General features: G+C 58.7%; 15 protein-coding genes and 1 riboswitch. Of the genes, 9 read left to right on the forward strand and 6 right to left on the reverse strand.

Annotated features, from left to right (window positions below; translation table 11 throughout):
* Position 1: 1 nt before the first annotated feature.
* The gene (locus ABVR31_RS01010) at positions 2-919 is read right to left on the reverse strand and encodes a nucleoside hydrolase (RefSeq protein ID WP_336700912.1); all 918 of its coding nucleotides are present in this window, start codon (positions 917-919) and stop codon (positions 2-4) included.
* A 107-nt stretch (positions 920-1,026) separates the two neighbouring features.
* Positions 1,027-1,101, forward strand: a riboswitch (Fluoride riboswitch).
* Between the two features lie 91 nt (positions 1,102-1,192).
* Here ABVR31_RS01010 and crcB point away from each other — a divergent pair.
* Positions 1,193-1,570 carry a fluoride efflux transporter CrcB gene (crcB, locus tag ABVR31_RS01015; RefSeq protein ID WP_021507890.1) on the forward strand — a complete coding sequence of 126 codons (378 nt, stop codon included), beginning with the start codon at positions 1,193-1,195 and terminating at the stop codon, positions 1,568-1,570.
* A 106-nt stretch (positions 1,571-1,676) separates the two neighbouring features.
* Positions 1,677-2,474 carry a sugar phosphate isomerase/epimerase gene (locus ABVR31_RS01020; RefSeq protein ID WP_058775150.1) on the forward strand — a complete coding sequence of 266 codons (798 nt, stop codon included), beginning with the start codon at positions 1,677-1,679 and terminating at the stop codon, positions 2,472-2,474.
* Here the strand turns inward: ABVR31_RS01020 and ABVR31_RS01025 are convergent.
* The 3 genes from ABVR31_RS01025 to ABVR31_RS01035 form a co-directional block, all read right to left on the reverse strand.
* Positions 2,471-3,076, reverse strand: coding sequence for an alpha/beta hydrolase (locus ABVR31_RS01025; protein ID WP_058770918.1), 606 nt, complete (start codon positions 3,074-3,076; stop codon positions 2,471-2,473). The genes ABVR31_RS01020 and ABVR31_RS01025 overlap by 4 nt on opposite strands.
* Before the next feature lie 11 nt (positions 3,077-3,087).
* The gene (locus ABVR31_RS01030) at positions 3,088-4,029 is read right to left on the reverse strand and encodes a glutathione S-transferase family protein (RefSeq protein ID WP_058770919.1); all 942 of its coding nucleotides are present in this window, start codon (positions 4,027-4,029) and stop codon (positions 3,088-3,090) included.
* 98 nt (positions 4,030-4,127) lie between these two features.
* On the reverse strand, positions 4,128-5,027 hold the full coding sequence (locus ABVR31_RS01035) for a LysR family transcriptional regulator (protein WP_372771703.1): 900 nt from the start codon (positions 5,025-5,027) through the stop codon (positions 4,128-4,130).
* Positions 5,028-5,212: 185 nt separating this feature from the next.
* Between ABVR31_RS01035 and ABVR31_RS01040 the strand changes: the two genes are divergently transcribed.
* Positions 5,213-6,337: a GNAT family N-acetyltransferase gene (locus ABVR31_RS01040; protein ID WP_288424320.1), complete on the forward strand. Its 1,125-nt coding sequence runs from the start codon at positions 5,213-5,215 to the stop codon at positions 6,335-6,337.
* Here ABVR31_RS01040 and ABVR31_RS01045 read toward each other — a convergent pair.
* A complete protein-coding gene (locus tag ABVR31_RS01045; protein ID WP_288424323.1) occupies positions 6,334-8,166 on the reverse strand; it encodes an ABC transporter ATP-binding protein in 1,833 nt (610 codons plus the stop codon). The genes ABVR31_RS01040 and ABVR31_RS01045 overlap by 4 nt on opposite strands.
* Positions 8,167-8,229: 63 nt before the next feature.
* Here ABVR31_RS01045 and ABVR31_RS01050 point away from each other — a divergent pair, with 63 nt between their 5' ends.
* The 3 genes from ABVR31_RS01050 (at position 8,230) to ABVR31_RS01060 (ending at position 9,986) form a co-directional block, all read left to right on the forward strand.
* Positions 8,230-8,724: a GNAT family N-acetyltransferase gene (locus ABVR31_RS01050; RefSeq protein ID WP_058775154.1), complete on the forward strand. Its 495-nt coding sequence runs from the start codon at positions 8,230-8,232 to the stop codon at positions 8,722-8,724.
* Positions 8,725-8,830: 106 nt separating this feature from the next.
* Positions 8,831-9,661, forward strand: a complete 831-nt coding sequence (locus ABVR31_RS01055) for an RNase A-like domain-containing protein (protein WP_288424544.1) — start codon at positions 8,831-8,833, stop codon at positions 9,659-9,661.
* Position 9,662: 1 nt separating this feature from the next.
* Complete coding sequence (locus ABVR31_RS01060) at positions 9,663-9,986, forward strand: contact-dependent growth inhibition system immunity protein (protein ID WP_058759357.1); 324 nt, start codon at positions 9,663-9,665, stop codon at positions 9,984-9,986.
* A 141-nt stretch (positions 9,987-10,127) separates the two neighbouring features.
* Here ABVR31_RS01060 and ABVR31_RS01065 read toward each other — a convergent pair whose 3' ends face one another.
* The gene (locus ABVR31_RS01065; RefSeq protein WP_021507882.1) at positions 10,128-11,042 is read right to left on the reverse strand and encodes a sugar ABC transporter substrate-binding protein; all 915 of its coding nucleotides are present in this window, start codon (positions 11,040-11,042) and stop codon (positions 10,128-10,130) included.
* Between the two features lie 435 nt (positions 11,043-11,477).
* Between ABVR31_RS01065 and ABVR31_RS01070 the strand changes: the two genes are divergently transcribed.
* The 3 genes from ABVR31_RS01070 to ABVR31_RS01080 are packed head-to-tail and all read left to right on the forward strand — an operon-like array spanning position 11,478 to position 13,612.
* Positions 11,478-12,872: an MFS transporter gene (locus ABVR31_RS01070; RefSeq protein ID WP_058775155.1), complete on the forward strand. Its 1,395-nt coding sequence runs from the start codon at positions 11,478-11,480 to the stop codon at positions 12,870-12,872.
* Positions 12,873-12,931: 59 nt separating this feature from the next.
* Positions 12,932-13,231 carry a type II toxin-antitoxin system RelE/ParE family toxin gene (locus tag ABVR31_RS01075; RefSeq protein WP_059013049.1) on the forward strand — a complete coding sequence of 100 codons (300 nt, stop codon included), beginning with the start codon at positions 12,932-12,934 and terminating at the stop codon, positions 13,229-13,231.
* Between the two features lie 48 nt (positions 13,232-13,279).
* Entirely contained in the window at positions 13,280-13,612 is a 333-nt protein-coding gene (locus ABVR31_RS01080) for a HigA family addiction module antitoxin (protein ID WP_058775157.1), read from the forward strand.
* The last annotated feature ends 38 nt before the right edge of the window (positions 13,613-13,650 follow it).

Raw genomic sequence — 13,650 nt, forward strand, 5'->3', positions numbered from 1 at the left:
GTCAGGCGCGCAGCGTGGCAAAAAAATGTTGCCGTACCGCCTCGGCGTCGACGCCCAGACACAACCGCTGGGCGCGCAGGCCGGCGAACGGATCGTCGCGCGAGGCGAGAGTGCTCACGCGCTGCAGCGTCTGGCCGCGGCTGATGCCTTCGGTCACCACGCGCACCGGCGCTGTCGTCACGCTGAACGCCTGCGGCAGCGCCAGCCACGACAGCGTCAGGGTATCGTGCAGCGCCATGCCATCAAATCCTTCTTTTTGCAGGCTATAAGCCAGATAAGGCCGGCAGATGGCACTCAACACCGGCTGATTCAGCTGGCGCACTTCCTCTCCACTGATCAGCACCTTGTGCGTCACATCCAGCGGCAGCATCACCACCGGCAGCGCCGAGGCCAGTACCTGATCGGCGGCATGCGGATCTTTCCAGATATTGAACTCGGCGAACGGCGTCACGTTGCCGGCGTGGCCGTCGGTGCCAAACGCACCGCCCATGATCACCAGCTCTTTCACCAGCGGAATGATGTCTGGCGCCTGGTTGATGGCGCAGGCGATGTTGGTCAGCGGCCCGATTGCTACCAGGGTAATCGCGTGCGGCTGCGCGCGTACGCTATCAATGATGAACTGCACCGCGCTGTCGGCGGCATCGCTATACGGGTTATCGAAGGCATCGCCGAGACCGTCTGCGCCGTGCAGGGTGGCCGGTGCGGAAGGGGCCAGCGCCAGCGGACGCGAACAGCCGCGATACACCGGCGCGCTGATGTTCATCTTTGCACAGAACAGCCGGGCGTTTTTTACCGCCTGGCCAACCGCGACATTGCCAAACACCGTGGTGATGCCCAGCAGCCGCTGCGTGCGCGCCGCATACGCCAGCGCAAAGGCGTCATCCACGCCGATATCAGTATCAAAAATCAGGGTACGCATCGGAATCTCCTTGCTGATGATGTCTGCCACGGTAAAACATAATCGTCCCCGACGATACGCTGACGGCAGGTGAATATTGTCACCTCCGCCGCGCCAGCGTATTATCGTGCCTCTAAGGTGATGGCGTGCCACCTTACCCAACCGCCCTCTGGTTACAGACGGCTGATGACGCCTGACAACTTGCTTATCCCTGCGCGGGAGACGGCGGTGTGTCAGGTGTAGTTTCTGTCCTGCCGCGGCCCTGCGCGTATCTCAATTCAGGAGCTCCAGACTATGCTGAAGTCGCTGTTCGCGGTCATGATCGGTGGTGCCATCGGTTGCACGCTGCGCTGGCTTATCTCTTTACGTTTCAATACGTTATTCCCCAACCTGCCGCCAGGGACGCTGATCGTTAATCTGGTCGGTGGCTTTATTATTGGCGCGGCGATGGCGTGGTTTGTGCGCAATCCGCACATCGATCCCGTATGGAAACTGCTGATCGTCACCGGCCTGTGCGGCGGGCTGACGACGTTTTCGACCTTCTCGGCCGAGATCGTGGTGTTGCTACAATCAGGAAAATACCTGTGGGCAATGTCGAGCGTGATGGTGCATGTCATCGGTTCATTGCTGATGACCTTTGCCGGTTTTGCCGTGGTGAACCTGCTGGGCTAAACGACACGCTTGAAATCACCCTTAAGAGGGGGATACTGATCAGGATGCTGTGCGGGTGGCGCACAGCCTCTGTCACCGCTTTATCCGGACGATTAAGGAGCTGTTGATGTCTGCAAACCCGAAATTCCTTAACCTGGTGCTGTTAAACGGTGAATCGGCGCATAAGCTGCAGGCGGCGCGTGCCGCCGGGTTCGATCAGGTTGAAATGTGGCGGGAAGAGGTTACTGAGCACACGGCGGCGCTGGCCGCGCAGCTAAACCTGGGCTTTACCAATCTGCAGGTGCTGCGTGACTTTACCGGCGCGCCGGACAGCGAACGGCTGCAAAAGCGCGCCGAACTGCGTGATTTCATTCGCGTCGCGCAATCGCTGGGCTGCGATACCATTCAGGCGCCGGCGACCACGCGCGAAGACTGCGTTGCGGAGCGCATTGATGAAGATCTGCGCTGGCTGGCCTCGGAAGCCGCGCGCTATAACATGCGCATCATGTATGAACCGATGGCGTGGTGCAGCGTCGACAATACGCTGCCGCTGGCGTGGCAGCGTTTGCAGCGGCTGGATCAGCCCAATATCGGGCTGGTGGTCGATCTGTTCCACATCTGCGCACGCGGTGGCGATGCCTCTCAGCTCGACGGCATTCCGGCCGACCGCATTTATGAAGTGCAGCTGTGCGATATGGCGCAGATGCCACCGCAGGAAAAGCAGGCGCTGAGCGACTATGCGCGCCATCAGCGCTTACTGCCCGGCGACGGCATCATTGAAGTGGAACGCTTTGTCGATAAGCTGAAAAGTGCAGGCTATCGCGGTCCGGTGGGCATCGAAGTGTTTAATGATCGCCTCAAAGCACAGCCGCCGGAAGCGGCCGCGCGTCAGGCGTGGCAGGCGCTGCAGCGCTACTGGCCTTAATCCTGCAGGCACTGGGCGATGTAGGCCGCTGCCTGCATCGCGCCGTGGCTGGAAATGGTGTGACCGGTGGCGGGTTCATACTGTGCGGTGACCGCGACGCCCGCGCTCTGCAGGCGCTGCGCGGCGGAGACAGTTTCGCTGAACGGAATCACCTCATCGGCTTTACCGTGAATTAGCAGCGCGGAGGCATGCGGCGGCGGCGTGAGCGCCTCGTCAAAGGCCAGGCGACCGGAGAAGGCCACCACACCAGCCAGCGGATAGCGTCCGGAGGCCAGCGCATCCAGCGCCATGATCGAGCCCTGCGAGAATCCCACCAGAATCACCTTTTGCCACGCGCCGGCCATCGCGTGCTGCGCCATCAGCTGCTGCAGCGTGGCGTCAAAGGCGTCGCGCGCAGCCCGTACGCGTGCCGGACGGTTTTCCGGCGTGATGCCGGTCAGGCTGAACCACTGATAGCCCATGGCGTGTTCAAAGGGAAAGGGCGCATCGGGCGCGGCAAATGCCACGTCGGGCAGCAGCGCTGACCAGTGTTGCCCCAGCACCGCCAAATCCGCGCCATTACTGCCGACGCCATGTAAAAACACCACTAACGCTTTTGCCATTGCCCTGCTCCTTAAAAACCGTAGTCCGCCATATCCGGTCCCGCTGGCACGATGCCGTTGGGATTCAGCGCTTTAATCGAATAATAGCCCTGTTTGATGTGGTCGATGTTCACCGTTTGCCGCACGCCGGAGACCGCCAGCACACTCTTCAGATAACGATCGAGCAGCGGGTAATCGCGCAGGCGGCGCAGGTTGCATTTGAACAGGCCGTGATAGGCGACGTCAAAGCGTATCAGGGTCACGAACAGGCGGATATCGGCTTCGGTCAGTCGTTCACCCAGCAGAAAAGTGCGGCCATCTTTCAGCCGTTGCTCCAGCTCATCCAGCTGCTCAAACACCTCATTAAACGCCTGCTGATAGCTCACCTGGGTGGTGGCGAAACCGGTGCGATAAACGCCGTTATTGAGACGCGGATAGATCGTTGCGTTCAGCGCGTCGATCTCCTGGCGCAGATCCTCAGGGTAGAGATCGAGCCGGTTGTCTGCCAGATCGCCAAAGCCGCTGTTGAACATGCGCAGAATATCCGCCGACTCATTGTTAACGATGGTCTGGGTTTTTTTATCCCACAGCACCGGCACGGTGGCGCGCCCGGTGAAGTCGGCGTCGGCGCGGGTATACAGCTGGTGGAGATACTCAGCGTTGTTCAGCGGGTCGCGATCGGCACCGGGATAATCGCCGAAGCGCCAGCCCTGCGCGCCAAGCTGCGGCTCAACCACCGACACGCTGACAATCTGCTCCAGCCCTTTCAGGCTGCGTGCAATGAGCGTGCGCGAGGCCCACGGGCAGATCAGCGCGACGTACAGATGATAGCGATCCGGCTCGGCGGCAAATTCGCTGCTGCCATCGGCGCTAATCCAGTGACGAAAGCTGGAAGTCTGGCGTACAAAGCCGCCCTGTTTATCGGTGGCCTGAACCGGATGCCACTCTGCGCTCCACTTACCGTTTACCAACATCGCTCTGCTCCTCTGAAGTGATGTCAGCAGCTTACCGTGCTGCCGTTATGCTGATAATCCGGGCAAAACGGCTTTGATTGTTTCCATAATGGAAGGAATCAGCCGGGCGGATGCAGGCGGAAGTGCTCGGCCAGAAAGTCGATCAGCAGGCGGGTTTTCTGCGCCAGATGGCGCGCGGGCGGATACAGGGCAAACAGGCCCATGGCTGGCGGCGCAAAGTCCTCCAGCAGCGTGACGATTTCGCCCTGCTGCAGCGCCGGTGCAGCGATAAAACCGGGCAGACGCGCAATGCCGAGGCCGGCCAGCGCCGCCTGCAGGCAGGCTTCGGTATTGGAGAAGCACAGGCGGCCGCGAATCGGCATGCTGACGCTGTCGCCGCACGGCGTGACGAACGGCCAGTGCCACGGATCGCGAAAGTTGGTGTCGCTGATGCACTGATGCGTCGCCAGATCGCGCCAGTGCTGCGGCGTGCCGTGCTGCAGCAGATAGCCGGGCGCGGCGGCGAGGCGAATCGGCACCTCGCCCAGACGGCGCGCAATCAGGCTGCTGTCGTCCAGCTTGCCGATGCGGATCGCCACATCGAAGCCTTCATCGACGATATTCACGGTGCGGTCGGAGAAGTTGACGTCCAGCTCAATCAGCGGATAGTGACGCGCGAACGCCACCAGCACGCTGGCCAGCACCGCGGTGCCGAAGGTGCCGGGTGCGCTGATCTTCAGGCGACCGGTGGGTGAGCGGGCATTTTCCTGCACCGTGGCATCCAGCGCGTCGAACGCCTCCAGCAGGGTTTTCACCCGCTCGTAATAGGCGCGGCCGATCTCGGTGGGCGACAGCGCCCGTGTGCTGCGCTTGAACAGCTGCACGCCAAGCTGCTGCTCCAGACGCGACACCAGCTTTGATGCCTGGCCGCTGCTGGTGCCCAGCCGGGCAGCGGCACCGGCAAAGCTGCCGACTTCGAGTACGGCGACAAACATGCGATCACAATCAAGACGATCCATGGCATTTCCTGCAAGGGAAAAGGGTGAGTATACACAGGCGAAGTGAAAAATCGTGGCACGGGCCGCGGCAGCAATGTGCGCAGCATGGCGCAACGATCCGCTTTACATTCAGTGCGCCGCACCTTTCGCACGGCGGCAAAACCTGCTGAACTAGGCGTTCGCCTTAAGCTGGCCGGGAGCCACCAATGCCTTTGCTTCACCTGTCATCGCTGGCGGAGATCACCGCTGCCGAATGGGATGCGCTGTTACCTGACAATCAACCTTTTTTGCGTCACGCCTTCCTGCTCGCGCTGGAAGAGAGTGGCAGCGTGCGCGCGGAAAACGGCTGGCAGCCGGATCATCTGCTGTGGCGCCAAGACGGCAGGCTGCGGGCAGCGCTGCCGGGCTACCGTAAACGCAACTCGTGGGGCGAATATGTGTTCGATCACGCGTGGGCCGATGCCTGCCAGCGTGCTGGTATTCCTTATTACCCCAAATGGCTCGGCGCCATTCCGTTCAGCCCGGTGACCGGTGCGCGGCTGCTGGGTGACGAGACGGCCATTATTCCGATGCTGGAAGCGCTGCCCGATGCGTTGCAGCGGCACGGCTTAAGTGGGGCACATATCAATTTCACCACGCCGCACGCCAACGCGCTGCTGGCAACCCAGCCGGACTGGCTGGCGCGCCTCGGCGTGCAGTATCACTGGCACAATCGCGGCTACCGCGATTTTCACGACTTTCTCGACACGCTGATGTCGCGCAAACGCAAGCAGCTGCGCAAAGAGCGCGAACAGGTGGCCAGCAGCGGCTTTGCGTTTAACTGGTATCGCGGCGATGAGCTGCGTGAAGATCAGTGGGATTTTGTGTATACCTGCTACGCCAACACCTACGCGGTGCGCGGCCAGCATCCCTATCTGACGCGCTCCTTCTTCAGCCTGCTGGCGGAGCGGATGCCGCAGGCGATTCGCGTGGTGATCGCCACGCTACAGCAGCAGCCCGCGGCCATGGCCTTCTGTCTGGTGGATGACGACACGCTGTATGGCCGCTACTGGGGCTGTCTGGCAGAGTTTGACCGGCTGCACTTCGAGACCTGTTTCTACCAGGGCATGGATTTCGCCATCGCCGAAGGGCTGCAGCGCTTTGATGCCGGTGCGCAGGGCGAGCACAAGCTGGTGCGCGGCTTTGAACCGCAACTCACCCATTCCTGGCACTATCTGTGCCATCCGGGGCTGCGTGATGCGGTCGGGGATTTTCTGCAGCAGGAGCGGGCAGGGGTACGCGCCTGGGCACAGGAAGCGCGCGACGCCCTGCCTTACCGGCGCGGCGATTAATCGACGCCGACAAATCCGCCGGTCTGATGCTGCCACAGGCGCGCGTACAGCCCGCCGTGCGCCAGCAGTTCGCGATGGTTACCCATCTCAACAATGCCGCCGTTCTCCAGCACCACCAGCCGGTCCATTTTCGCGATGGTCGACAGGCGATGGGCGATGGCGATCACCGTTTTGCCCTGCATCAGCGTCTCCAGGCTCTCCTGAATCGCCGCTTCCACTTCCGAGTCGAGCGCCGACGTGGCTTCATCCATGATCAGAACCGGCGCATCTTTCAGCAGCACGCGGGCGATGGCAATACGCTGGCGCTGGCCGCCAGAGAGTTTGACGCCGCGCTCGCCGACGTGCGCATCCAGCCCGGTACGGCCCTGCGGATCGGAGAGCAGCGGGATAAACTCGTCGGCGCGGGCGCGCACAATCGCCGCCTGCAGTTCGGCTTCGCTGGCATCCGGGCGACCGTACAGCAGGTTTTCGCGAATCGAGCGGTGCAGCAGCGACGTATCCTGGGTGATCATGCCAATCTGACTGCGCAGGCTCGCCTGCGTGACCTGCGCGATGTCCTGATCGTCAATCAGGATGCGCCCGCCGTTGATGTCATACAGCCGCAGCAGCAGGTTCACGAGGGTCGATTTACCGGCGCCGGAGGGGCCAATCAGACCGATTTTCTCGCCAGGCTTGATATTGAGATTCAGGCGGTTAATCACCTGGCGGCCGCCGCCGTAGTCAAAACGCACATCCTCAAAGCGGATCTGGCCGCGCGTCACCTGCAGCTTTTTCGCCTGCGGCGCATCCTGCACGCTGAGCGGTTGTGCAATGGTGTTCAGGCCATCCTGCACCATGCCGATGTTTTCGAAGATGCCGTTCACCACCCACATGATCCAGCCGGACATGTTCACCAGGCGAATCACCAGCCCGGTGGCCAGCGCGATGGCACCTACGCTGATCAGCGACTGGCTCCACAGCCACAGCGCGAGGCCGGAGGTGCTGACAATCAGCAGGCCATTGAGTGTCGACAGCGTGATATCCATGCTGGTCACCATGCGGCTGGCGTGCTGGGTTTTGTCGGTCTGTTCCTGAATGGCGTCGCGCGCGTAGCGTTTTTCCAGATCGTTATGGGCAAACAGTTTCAGGGTAGCGATGTTGGTGTAACCGTCAACGATAGTGCCCATCAGCTTCGAGCGCGCCTCGGATGACACCACCGAGCGCTGCTTGACGCGCGGCACAAAGAAGCGCAGCGACAAACTGTACGCCACAATCCAGATGATCAGCGGAATCATCAGGCGCCAGTCGGCTTCCGCGAACAGCACCAGTGAGGTCACGGCGTAAATCACCACGTGCCAGATGGCATCCACCAGCTGAACCGCCGAGTCACGCAGCGAGTTACCGGTTTGCATGATGCGCTGGGCGATACGGCCGGCAAAATCGTTCTGGAAGAAATTGAGGCTCTGCCGCAGCACATAGTTGTGATGCTGCCAGCGAATCATGCTGGTCATGCTGGGGTTAATGCTTTGATGTACCAGCATATCGTGCAGCGCGATTACTACCGGCCGCAGAATCAGTGCCACTGCCGCCATCCACAGCAGAATCGGCCAGTTATCGCTGAACAGCGTGGCGGGCGTGGTGTGATTGACCAGATCGATAATACGGCTGAGATAGCTAAACAGCGCCACTTCGATCAGCGCCTGCGCCAGTCCGACAATCAGCAGCGCGACAAAACCTGGCCACACCTGACGCAGATAATAGAGGTAAAACGGCCACACGCTGGCGGGTGGGGAATCGGTGGGGGCATCCTGAAAAATATTGATAAAACGTTCAAAACGACGATACAACATAAGGCCACTCTTTCCGATCGGTGAGAGTTAACAGCTTAGTGCAACTGAACAGGGATTATCGACATGGATTTGCAGATTCGCGGACGTGAACCGGGCGATGCCGCCGCCTATCAACGTTTATACAGTCATCCCGAGGTGTATCGCTGGACCACGCAGCTGCCGTTTCCCAGCGTCGCCACCTGGCAGAAAAAATTCGAGCCGATGAACAGCGAAGGCCATATCGGCTTTGTGGCGGAAATCGACGGGCAGATGGTGGGCGAGCTGACGCTGTTTACCGAACAGCGGCCGCGTACGCGCCACAGCATCAGCTTTGGTATTGGCGTCGATCCGGCGTTTAGCGGTCGCGGCATCGGTGAGCGGCTGATCCGCACCGGTATCGACTATGCCTTTAACTGGCTGGGCGTAATACGCGTTGAGCTGGAAGTGTTTCACGACAACCAGCGCGCGCTGCGTCTGTATCAGCGCCTGGGCTTTGAGCAGGAAGGCGTGAAGCGCAAAGCCTGCCTGCGCGAGGGCGAGTACCACGACATTATCGTCATGGCGATACTGCGCGAGTGATGGTTGCGGTCGTAAACCCACTGTAATGAATCAAAGAGTAAACATCGTGATGCTGTCGCACTACTGATTGGCCAAAATGGAATTTTTTCAAACGGAGATGCGTTTTATGGATGAAAATGATGGATTGAAAATTGCTGTATCGCCTGTGCACATGGCGGCTGTGCTATCAGACAAAAATATCAGCGAAGGAGAAACACTCAGCAATCGTCTTTTTGGTGGACTGGGACTTATCGGTGGTGTGGCAGAAATGTTCGGTGCTGGTGCTATGTGCGTGGTTCCAGAACCCACGATGTTGACCAAAGCTGGTTGTATTGTTGTCGGTACACATGGACTTGATACCATACAGGCCTCATTACGACAGGTCTGGACAGGTCGCAATGTCAGCACTGATACGTATCATTCAGCCGTGAAGCTCGCAGAAACCTTAGGGGCGGATAGCCAAACCGCCCTACATGTAGGCATGACGGTGGATGTTGCGATTCCCATGAGTTTCGCGTTTGCGGCAGGAGCCGTGCGCGTTGCTGCTGTTCGCTCTGGTCGCATCAACCTGGCGGTTCATGAAGCGCTAGCGGGCAGCACTGGCGGACACACGCTTGAACGCCATATTGGTAAAACAGCTGAAGAGTTAGTTGCCAGGCTGGAACGCAGGCCCTCTCTTTACGCGACCAGTAGCTTCAGGACAGTGAATGAGGCGGAGCAGCTAATTAGTCAGGTAATCAGGGACAATAGCCACCAGATAGAAATGTGGGTAAAACATCTCCCTCCCGGAATGAATGCCAAAATGGAGCTGGAGAGAATTTTTGCCACTCAGACAGGTATCATGATTCGTCGTGGTTCCCCGGACGTTATTCGCTGCTATAGGGTTCGGCTGGTGCTTCGTTTTGAGCAGTGGCATGGAAAACCCTATTTTATTCTTACTGCGTTTCCTAAGGCCTGACATGAACCGTTCAAATTTCAATGAGCTAGGCTGTTTCATTACGATATATTTTGGTCAGGACTATGACCTTATAGATGATAGTGATGAAATCGAGCCAAAAATTGATGCGTTTTTACGCAACGAGCATCCCGCCAGTTGGCAGGGGCTAGCGGCGGATATTGATCTTTTTTTGAGTGAAAGTTCGGATCCAGAAACGACATTCGAAGCGTATTTTCAGGACGAGTTTGATCCTCATTTATGGGGCACCACTGCTGTCGATTTTCTGCATAGGGTACGCACAAACCTACGCAAAGCGCTGGCTGAACAATCCGATCAGCTCAGCTAAGACTGCTGGAAGTGGCCCCACCATCTGAACTACGAATAAGGTCGCCATAAATGGCGACCCTACAGGTAGCCCGTAGGGTGCGCATTGATGCGCACCAGGCAACTCAGCTCGCCACAATCGCGCCCCGGCAGAGTCTGTCGGCTACTGGCTGCGCTCGACGTACTTTTGCATATTCTCTTTGGTCACCAGCTCGAACGGGATCCACACGTGTGAAGCCACTTTTTCGCCTTTAATCAGCTTCTGCGCCACGTCTACCGAGGTTTTGCCCTGACCGATGGCGTCCTGAAACACCGTCACCTGCATCTTATCCTGCGCCAGAGCCTTCAGGCCGTCCGGCGTGGCGTCGATGCCGCCCACCAGAATCTTTTTATTGCTCTTTGCCAGCGCCATTGCCGCACCAATCGCCATCTCATCGTTATTGGCCGCGACGATATCGATCGCTTCACCGTTGCCAATCCAGTTGAGCATCAGGTCCATGCCTTCGTTGCGCGCATAGTTTGCTGGCTGCTTCTGTACCACTTTCATGCCCGGGTATTTCGCCACCACCTGCTCGACATCTTTGGTGCGCTGCAGCGCGCCGGCATCGGTCAGGTTGCCGATCATGATCGCCACGTTACCTTTATAATTCGCCAGCTTAGCCAGCGCCTCCATTTGCAGCGTGCCGGATTCGCGTTCGTCCGAACCGACAAACACTACGCCGGGTGGCAGGGTTTTATCGCCTGGCGTGCGGTTGACGTACACCAGCGGAATTTTCGCCTGCTGCGCCAGTCTGGTCAGCTGCGGTGTGCTGGCGGAATCCACTGGATCGACGATGATGGCATCCACGCCGGCGCTGATAAAACTCTGCACCTGGTCGGTCTGGCGGCCGACGTCGCCGCGCGCATCTTCAAACTGGGCATCCAGCCCGCGCGCTTTAGCTTCTTTATCAATGGCATGACGAATAATGGTAAGGAAGTTCTGGTCAAAATAGGCCATCGACACGCCGATCTTCTCCGCCAGCGCGGAGGCCGAACTGGTCAGCAGGCCAAGTAACAGTATCGCCTTGAGGGTTTTCATCGCAGACTCCAGAGTAAGCTGTTTATTAGAATAAATTTTTCATTGGTGTTGAAAATGGCTCAATGAAATCATTTTCAGCCTACGAGCCGGCAGCAGAGCTGGCAATCTGCTGCGTGGTAATTTGCTGTGCAGCGCACAATTTGCCCGACGCGCATGGATGCTTTGCCTGCTCATAGTGATCGCGCAAACTCTTTTCTCAGCGCTGGCGCACATTCCGCGGCGAAAGCCAGCACGGATTAAAGATTTTGTGCGCTACCGCACCCGGCTTTGTGTCAGCGACCAAAACCCGCGCCGTTTCGCCGCGCGGATTCCTTCATTCGCACAATGACCAGAGCAACACTGGCTTCCTATAGTTGCTGAACAGGGAAATCTGCGCGGTATTCCTGACCATCATCGCTTCGGGGCAGGATGCTCCTCCATCAAGGAATTCAGCCTATGTTGCAACGCAAAAACCGCAGCCAGAACAGCCATGTGCGTATCTGGATCCTTTGCCTGATTCTGTTCCTGTCAGTGGTCGCTTATGCCGATCGCTCGATCCTGTCGATCTCCGGCTCAGCGATCAAACAGGAGTTTGGCCTGTCGGCGATCCAGCTCGGCCTGATCCTTTCGGCCTTCAGCTGGGCGTATGTTATCGGTCAGATCCCCGGCGGATTGATTCTCGATCGCTTCGGCACCAAAAAGGTCTACGGCGTGACGCTGGCGCTGTGGTCGGTTTCGACCCTGCTGATGGGATTTGTCGGTGAGTTTTCCAGTGGCATGACCATGGCGCTGACGCTGATGTTTGCGCTGCGCTTCGCGCTGGGCCTGATTGAGGCGCCGAGCTTTCCCGCCAACGCGCGCGCAGTCATTATGTGGTTCCCGGGCGCAGAGCGCGGACGCGCATCGTCGCTGTTTGCCTCGGCACAATACTTTGCCGTGGCGATATTCTCACCGCTCTCCGGCTGGCTGGTGTCGCGTTATGGCTGGGAATGGCCATTCTTTGTGCTTGGCGGCATCGGCGTGCTGGCGGTGTTTGTCTGGGCGGGCTATATGCGCAGCCCGCGTCAGCATCCGCACGTTTCCGCCAGCGAGTTGCATTACATTGAACAGGGGGGCGCGCTGGTGGATATCGACGCTGCGCAAACGCTGCGCGCACGGCCACCGGTCAGCAAAGCGATGTTCAAAACATTGCTTACCAACCGCATGCTGTGGTGCGCCTACCTCGGCCAGTATTGCACCATCGCGCTTAGCTACTTCTTCATTACCTGGTTCCCGATCTATCTGGTGCAGGCGCGCGGCATGAACATTCTGGATGCCGGTTTCGCCACCATTGCACCGGCGCTGTTTGGCTTTCTGGGCGGCATCAGCGGTGGCTACATCTCAGATAAGCTGCTGGCGCGCGGCTGGAGCCTGTCGTGGGCGCGCAAAACGCCGTACATCGTTGGCATGCTGATGGCCGCCTCGCTGATTCTGGCGGCGGTGATCCCTTCCAACGCCGGCATTATCGCCATCATGTCGTTTGCCTTCTTCGGCAAAGGCGTGGCGGCGGGCGCAGGCACCTGGACCGTGGTTAGCGATACGGCACCCAAAGAGGCGGTTGGCCTCGCCGGCGCGATCTTCAACGGCATCGGTAACATGGCGGGTTTTATCACGCCGCTGTTGTTTGGCGTGATCGTTGGCCTGACCGGCAGCTACAGCATTGGCCTGGTGTTCGTCGGTGCGCACTGTGTCGTCGCGGCACTGCTGTTCCTGCTGGTGATGGGCCCGATTGAGCGCGTAGGCGATCGGTCTGAGGTTGCCGATCTGGAATCCCGATCGGAAATAAACTATGATGTTAAAAAGTGCACTTGAGCACTGTGCGTAAGTGCACTATTTTACCTGCTGGTTCGTAAGACAGGCAGGGAAGCAGGATGGGTTCAATCAGGGCGTTTCGTCAGGCCTGGCTGGCACAATTTTATACCCATGGGACACCGCATGCGCAGATTCCGCGTGCGATTGAATCAGCGCTGGCGCGTAAGCTGGATATCATTCATGCCGCCACTTCGCATCAGGATTTGCGTTCGCCGCCGGGTAACCGTTTTGAAGCGTTAAAGCCGCCGCTGCTGGGTTATTATTCGATTCGGGTTAACGCGCAGTATCGGCTAATTTTCCAGTGGGCAAAAGGCGAAGCCTGGGATCTGTATCTGGATCCGCACCGCTACAAAAAATAGCGCTAACGATCCCTTCTGGCCCGCTACCCGTACCAAAGAGAGCACCTTATGAAACAAGCAATGCGCAAACCCACCAGCGTGGGGGACGTCCTGCAGTATGAATTTCTCGAACCGCTCAACCTCAAAGTGAATGATCTGGCGGAGATGCTGAATGTGCATCGCAACACCGTCAGCGCGCTGGTGAATAACAACCGTAAACTCAGCACTGAGATGGCCTACCGGCTGGCACGGGTTTTCGCCACCTCGATTGAATTCTGGCTTAACCTGCAGCGTCATCTCGATCAGTGGGAAGTGGAAAATGACGCCAGAACGCAGGAGGAGTTAAGCCGTGTCATGACGCTGAGTGCCTTTTTAGCCCAGCGCGGCACGCAGGTTGCCTGAACCTGTCCCGACCAGTCACGCCGCCCTGAAGATTTTTT

The sequence above is a fragment of the Pantoea sp. WEP genome (assembly GCF_041678305.1).
Classification (GTDB): Bacteria; Pseudomonadota; Gammaproteobacteria; order Enterobacterales; family Enterobacteriaceae; genus Pantoea; species Pantoea dispersa.

What these genes read in the sequence shown, in the direction of transcription:
- ABVR31_RS01010 (WP_336700912.1), bottom strand. Translation starts at nt 919, where the DNA reads ATGCGTACCCTGATTTTTGATACTGATATCGGCGTGGATGACGCCTTT.
- crcB (WP_021507890.1), top strand. Translation starts at nt 1,193, where the DNA reads ATGCTGAAGTCGCTGTTCGCGGTCATGATCGGTGGTGCCATCGGTTGC.
- ABVR31_RS01020 (WP_058775150.1), top strand. Translation starts at nt 1,677, where the DNA reads ATGTCTGCAAACCCGAAATTCCTTAACCTGGTGCTGTTAAACGGTGAA.
- ABVR31_RS01025 (WP_058770918.1), bottom strand. Translation starts at nt 3,076, where the DNA reads ATGGCAAAAGCGTTAGTGGTGTTTTTACATGGCGTCGGCAGTAATGGC.
- ABVR31_RS01030 (WP_058770919.1), bottom strand. Translation starts at nt 4,029, where the DNA reads ATGTTGGTAAACGGTAAGTGGAGCGCAGAGTGGCATCCGGTTCAGGCC.
- ABVR31_RS01035 (WP_372771703.1), bottom strand. Translation starts at nt 5,027, where the DNA reads ATGGATCGTCTTGATTGTGATCGCATGTTTGTCGCCGTACTCGAAGTC.
- ABVR31_RS01040 (WP_288424320.1), top strand. Translation starts at nt 5,213, where the DNA reads ATGCCTTTGCTTCACCTGTCATCGCTGGCGGAGATCACCGCTGCCGAA.
- ABVR31_RS01045 (WP_288424323.1), bottom strand. Translation starts at nt 8,166, where the DNA reads ATGTTGTATCGTCGTTTTGAACGTTTTATCAATATTTTTCAGGATGCC.
- ABVR31_RS01050 (WP_058775154.1), top strand. Translation starts at nt 8,230, where the DNA reads ATGGATTTGCAGATTCGCGGACGTGAACCGGGCGATGCCGCCGCCTAT.
- ABVR31_RS01055 (WP_288424544.1), top strand. Translation starts at nt 8,831, where the DNA reads ATGGATGAAAATGATGGATTGAAAATTGCTGTATCGCCTGTGCACATG.
- ABVR31_RS01060 (WP_058759357.1), top strand. Translation starts at nt 9,663, where the DNA reads ATGAACCGTTCAAATTTCAATGAGCTAGGCTGTTTCATTACGATATAT.
- ABVR31_RS01065 (WP_021507882.1), bottom strand. Translation starts at nt 11,042, where the DNA reads ATGAAAACCCTCAAGGCGATACTGTTACTTGGCCTGCTGACCAGTTCG.
- ABVR31_RS01070 (WP_058775155.1), top strand. Translation starts at nt 11,478, where the DNA reads ATGTTGCAACGCAAAAACCGCAGCCAGAACAGCCATGTGCGTATCTGG.
- ABVR31_RS01075 (WP_059013049.1), top strand. Translation starts at nt 12,932, where the DNA reads ATGGGTTCAATCAGGGCGTTTCGTCAGGCCTGGCTGGCACAATTTTAT.
- ABVR31_RS01080 (WP_058775157.1), top strand. Translation starts at nt 13,280, where the DNA reads ATGAAACAAGCAATGCGCAAACCCACCAGCGTGGGGGACGTCCTGCAG.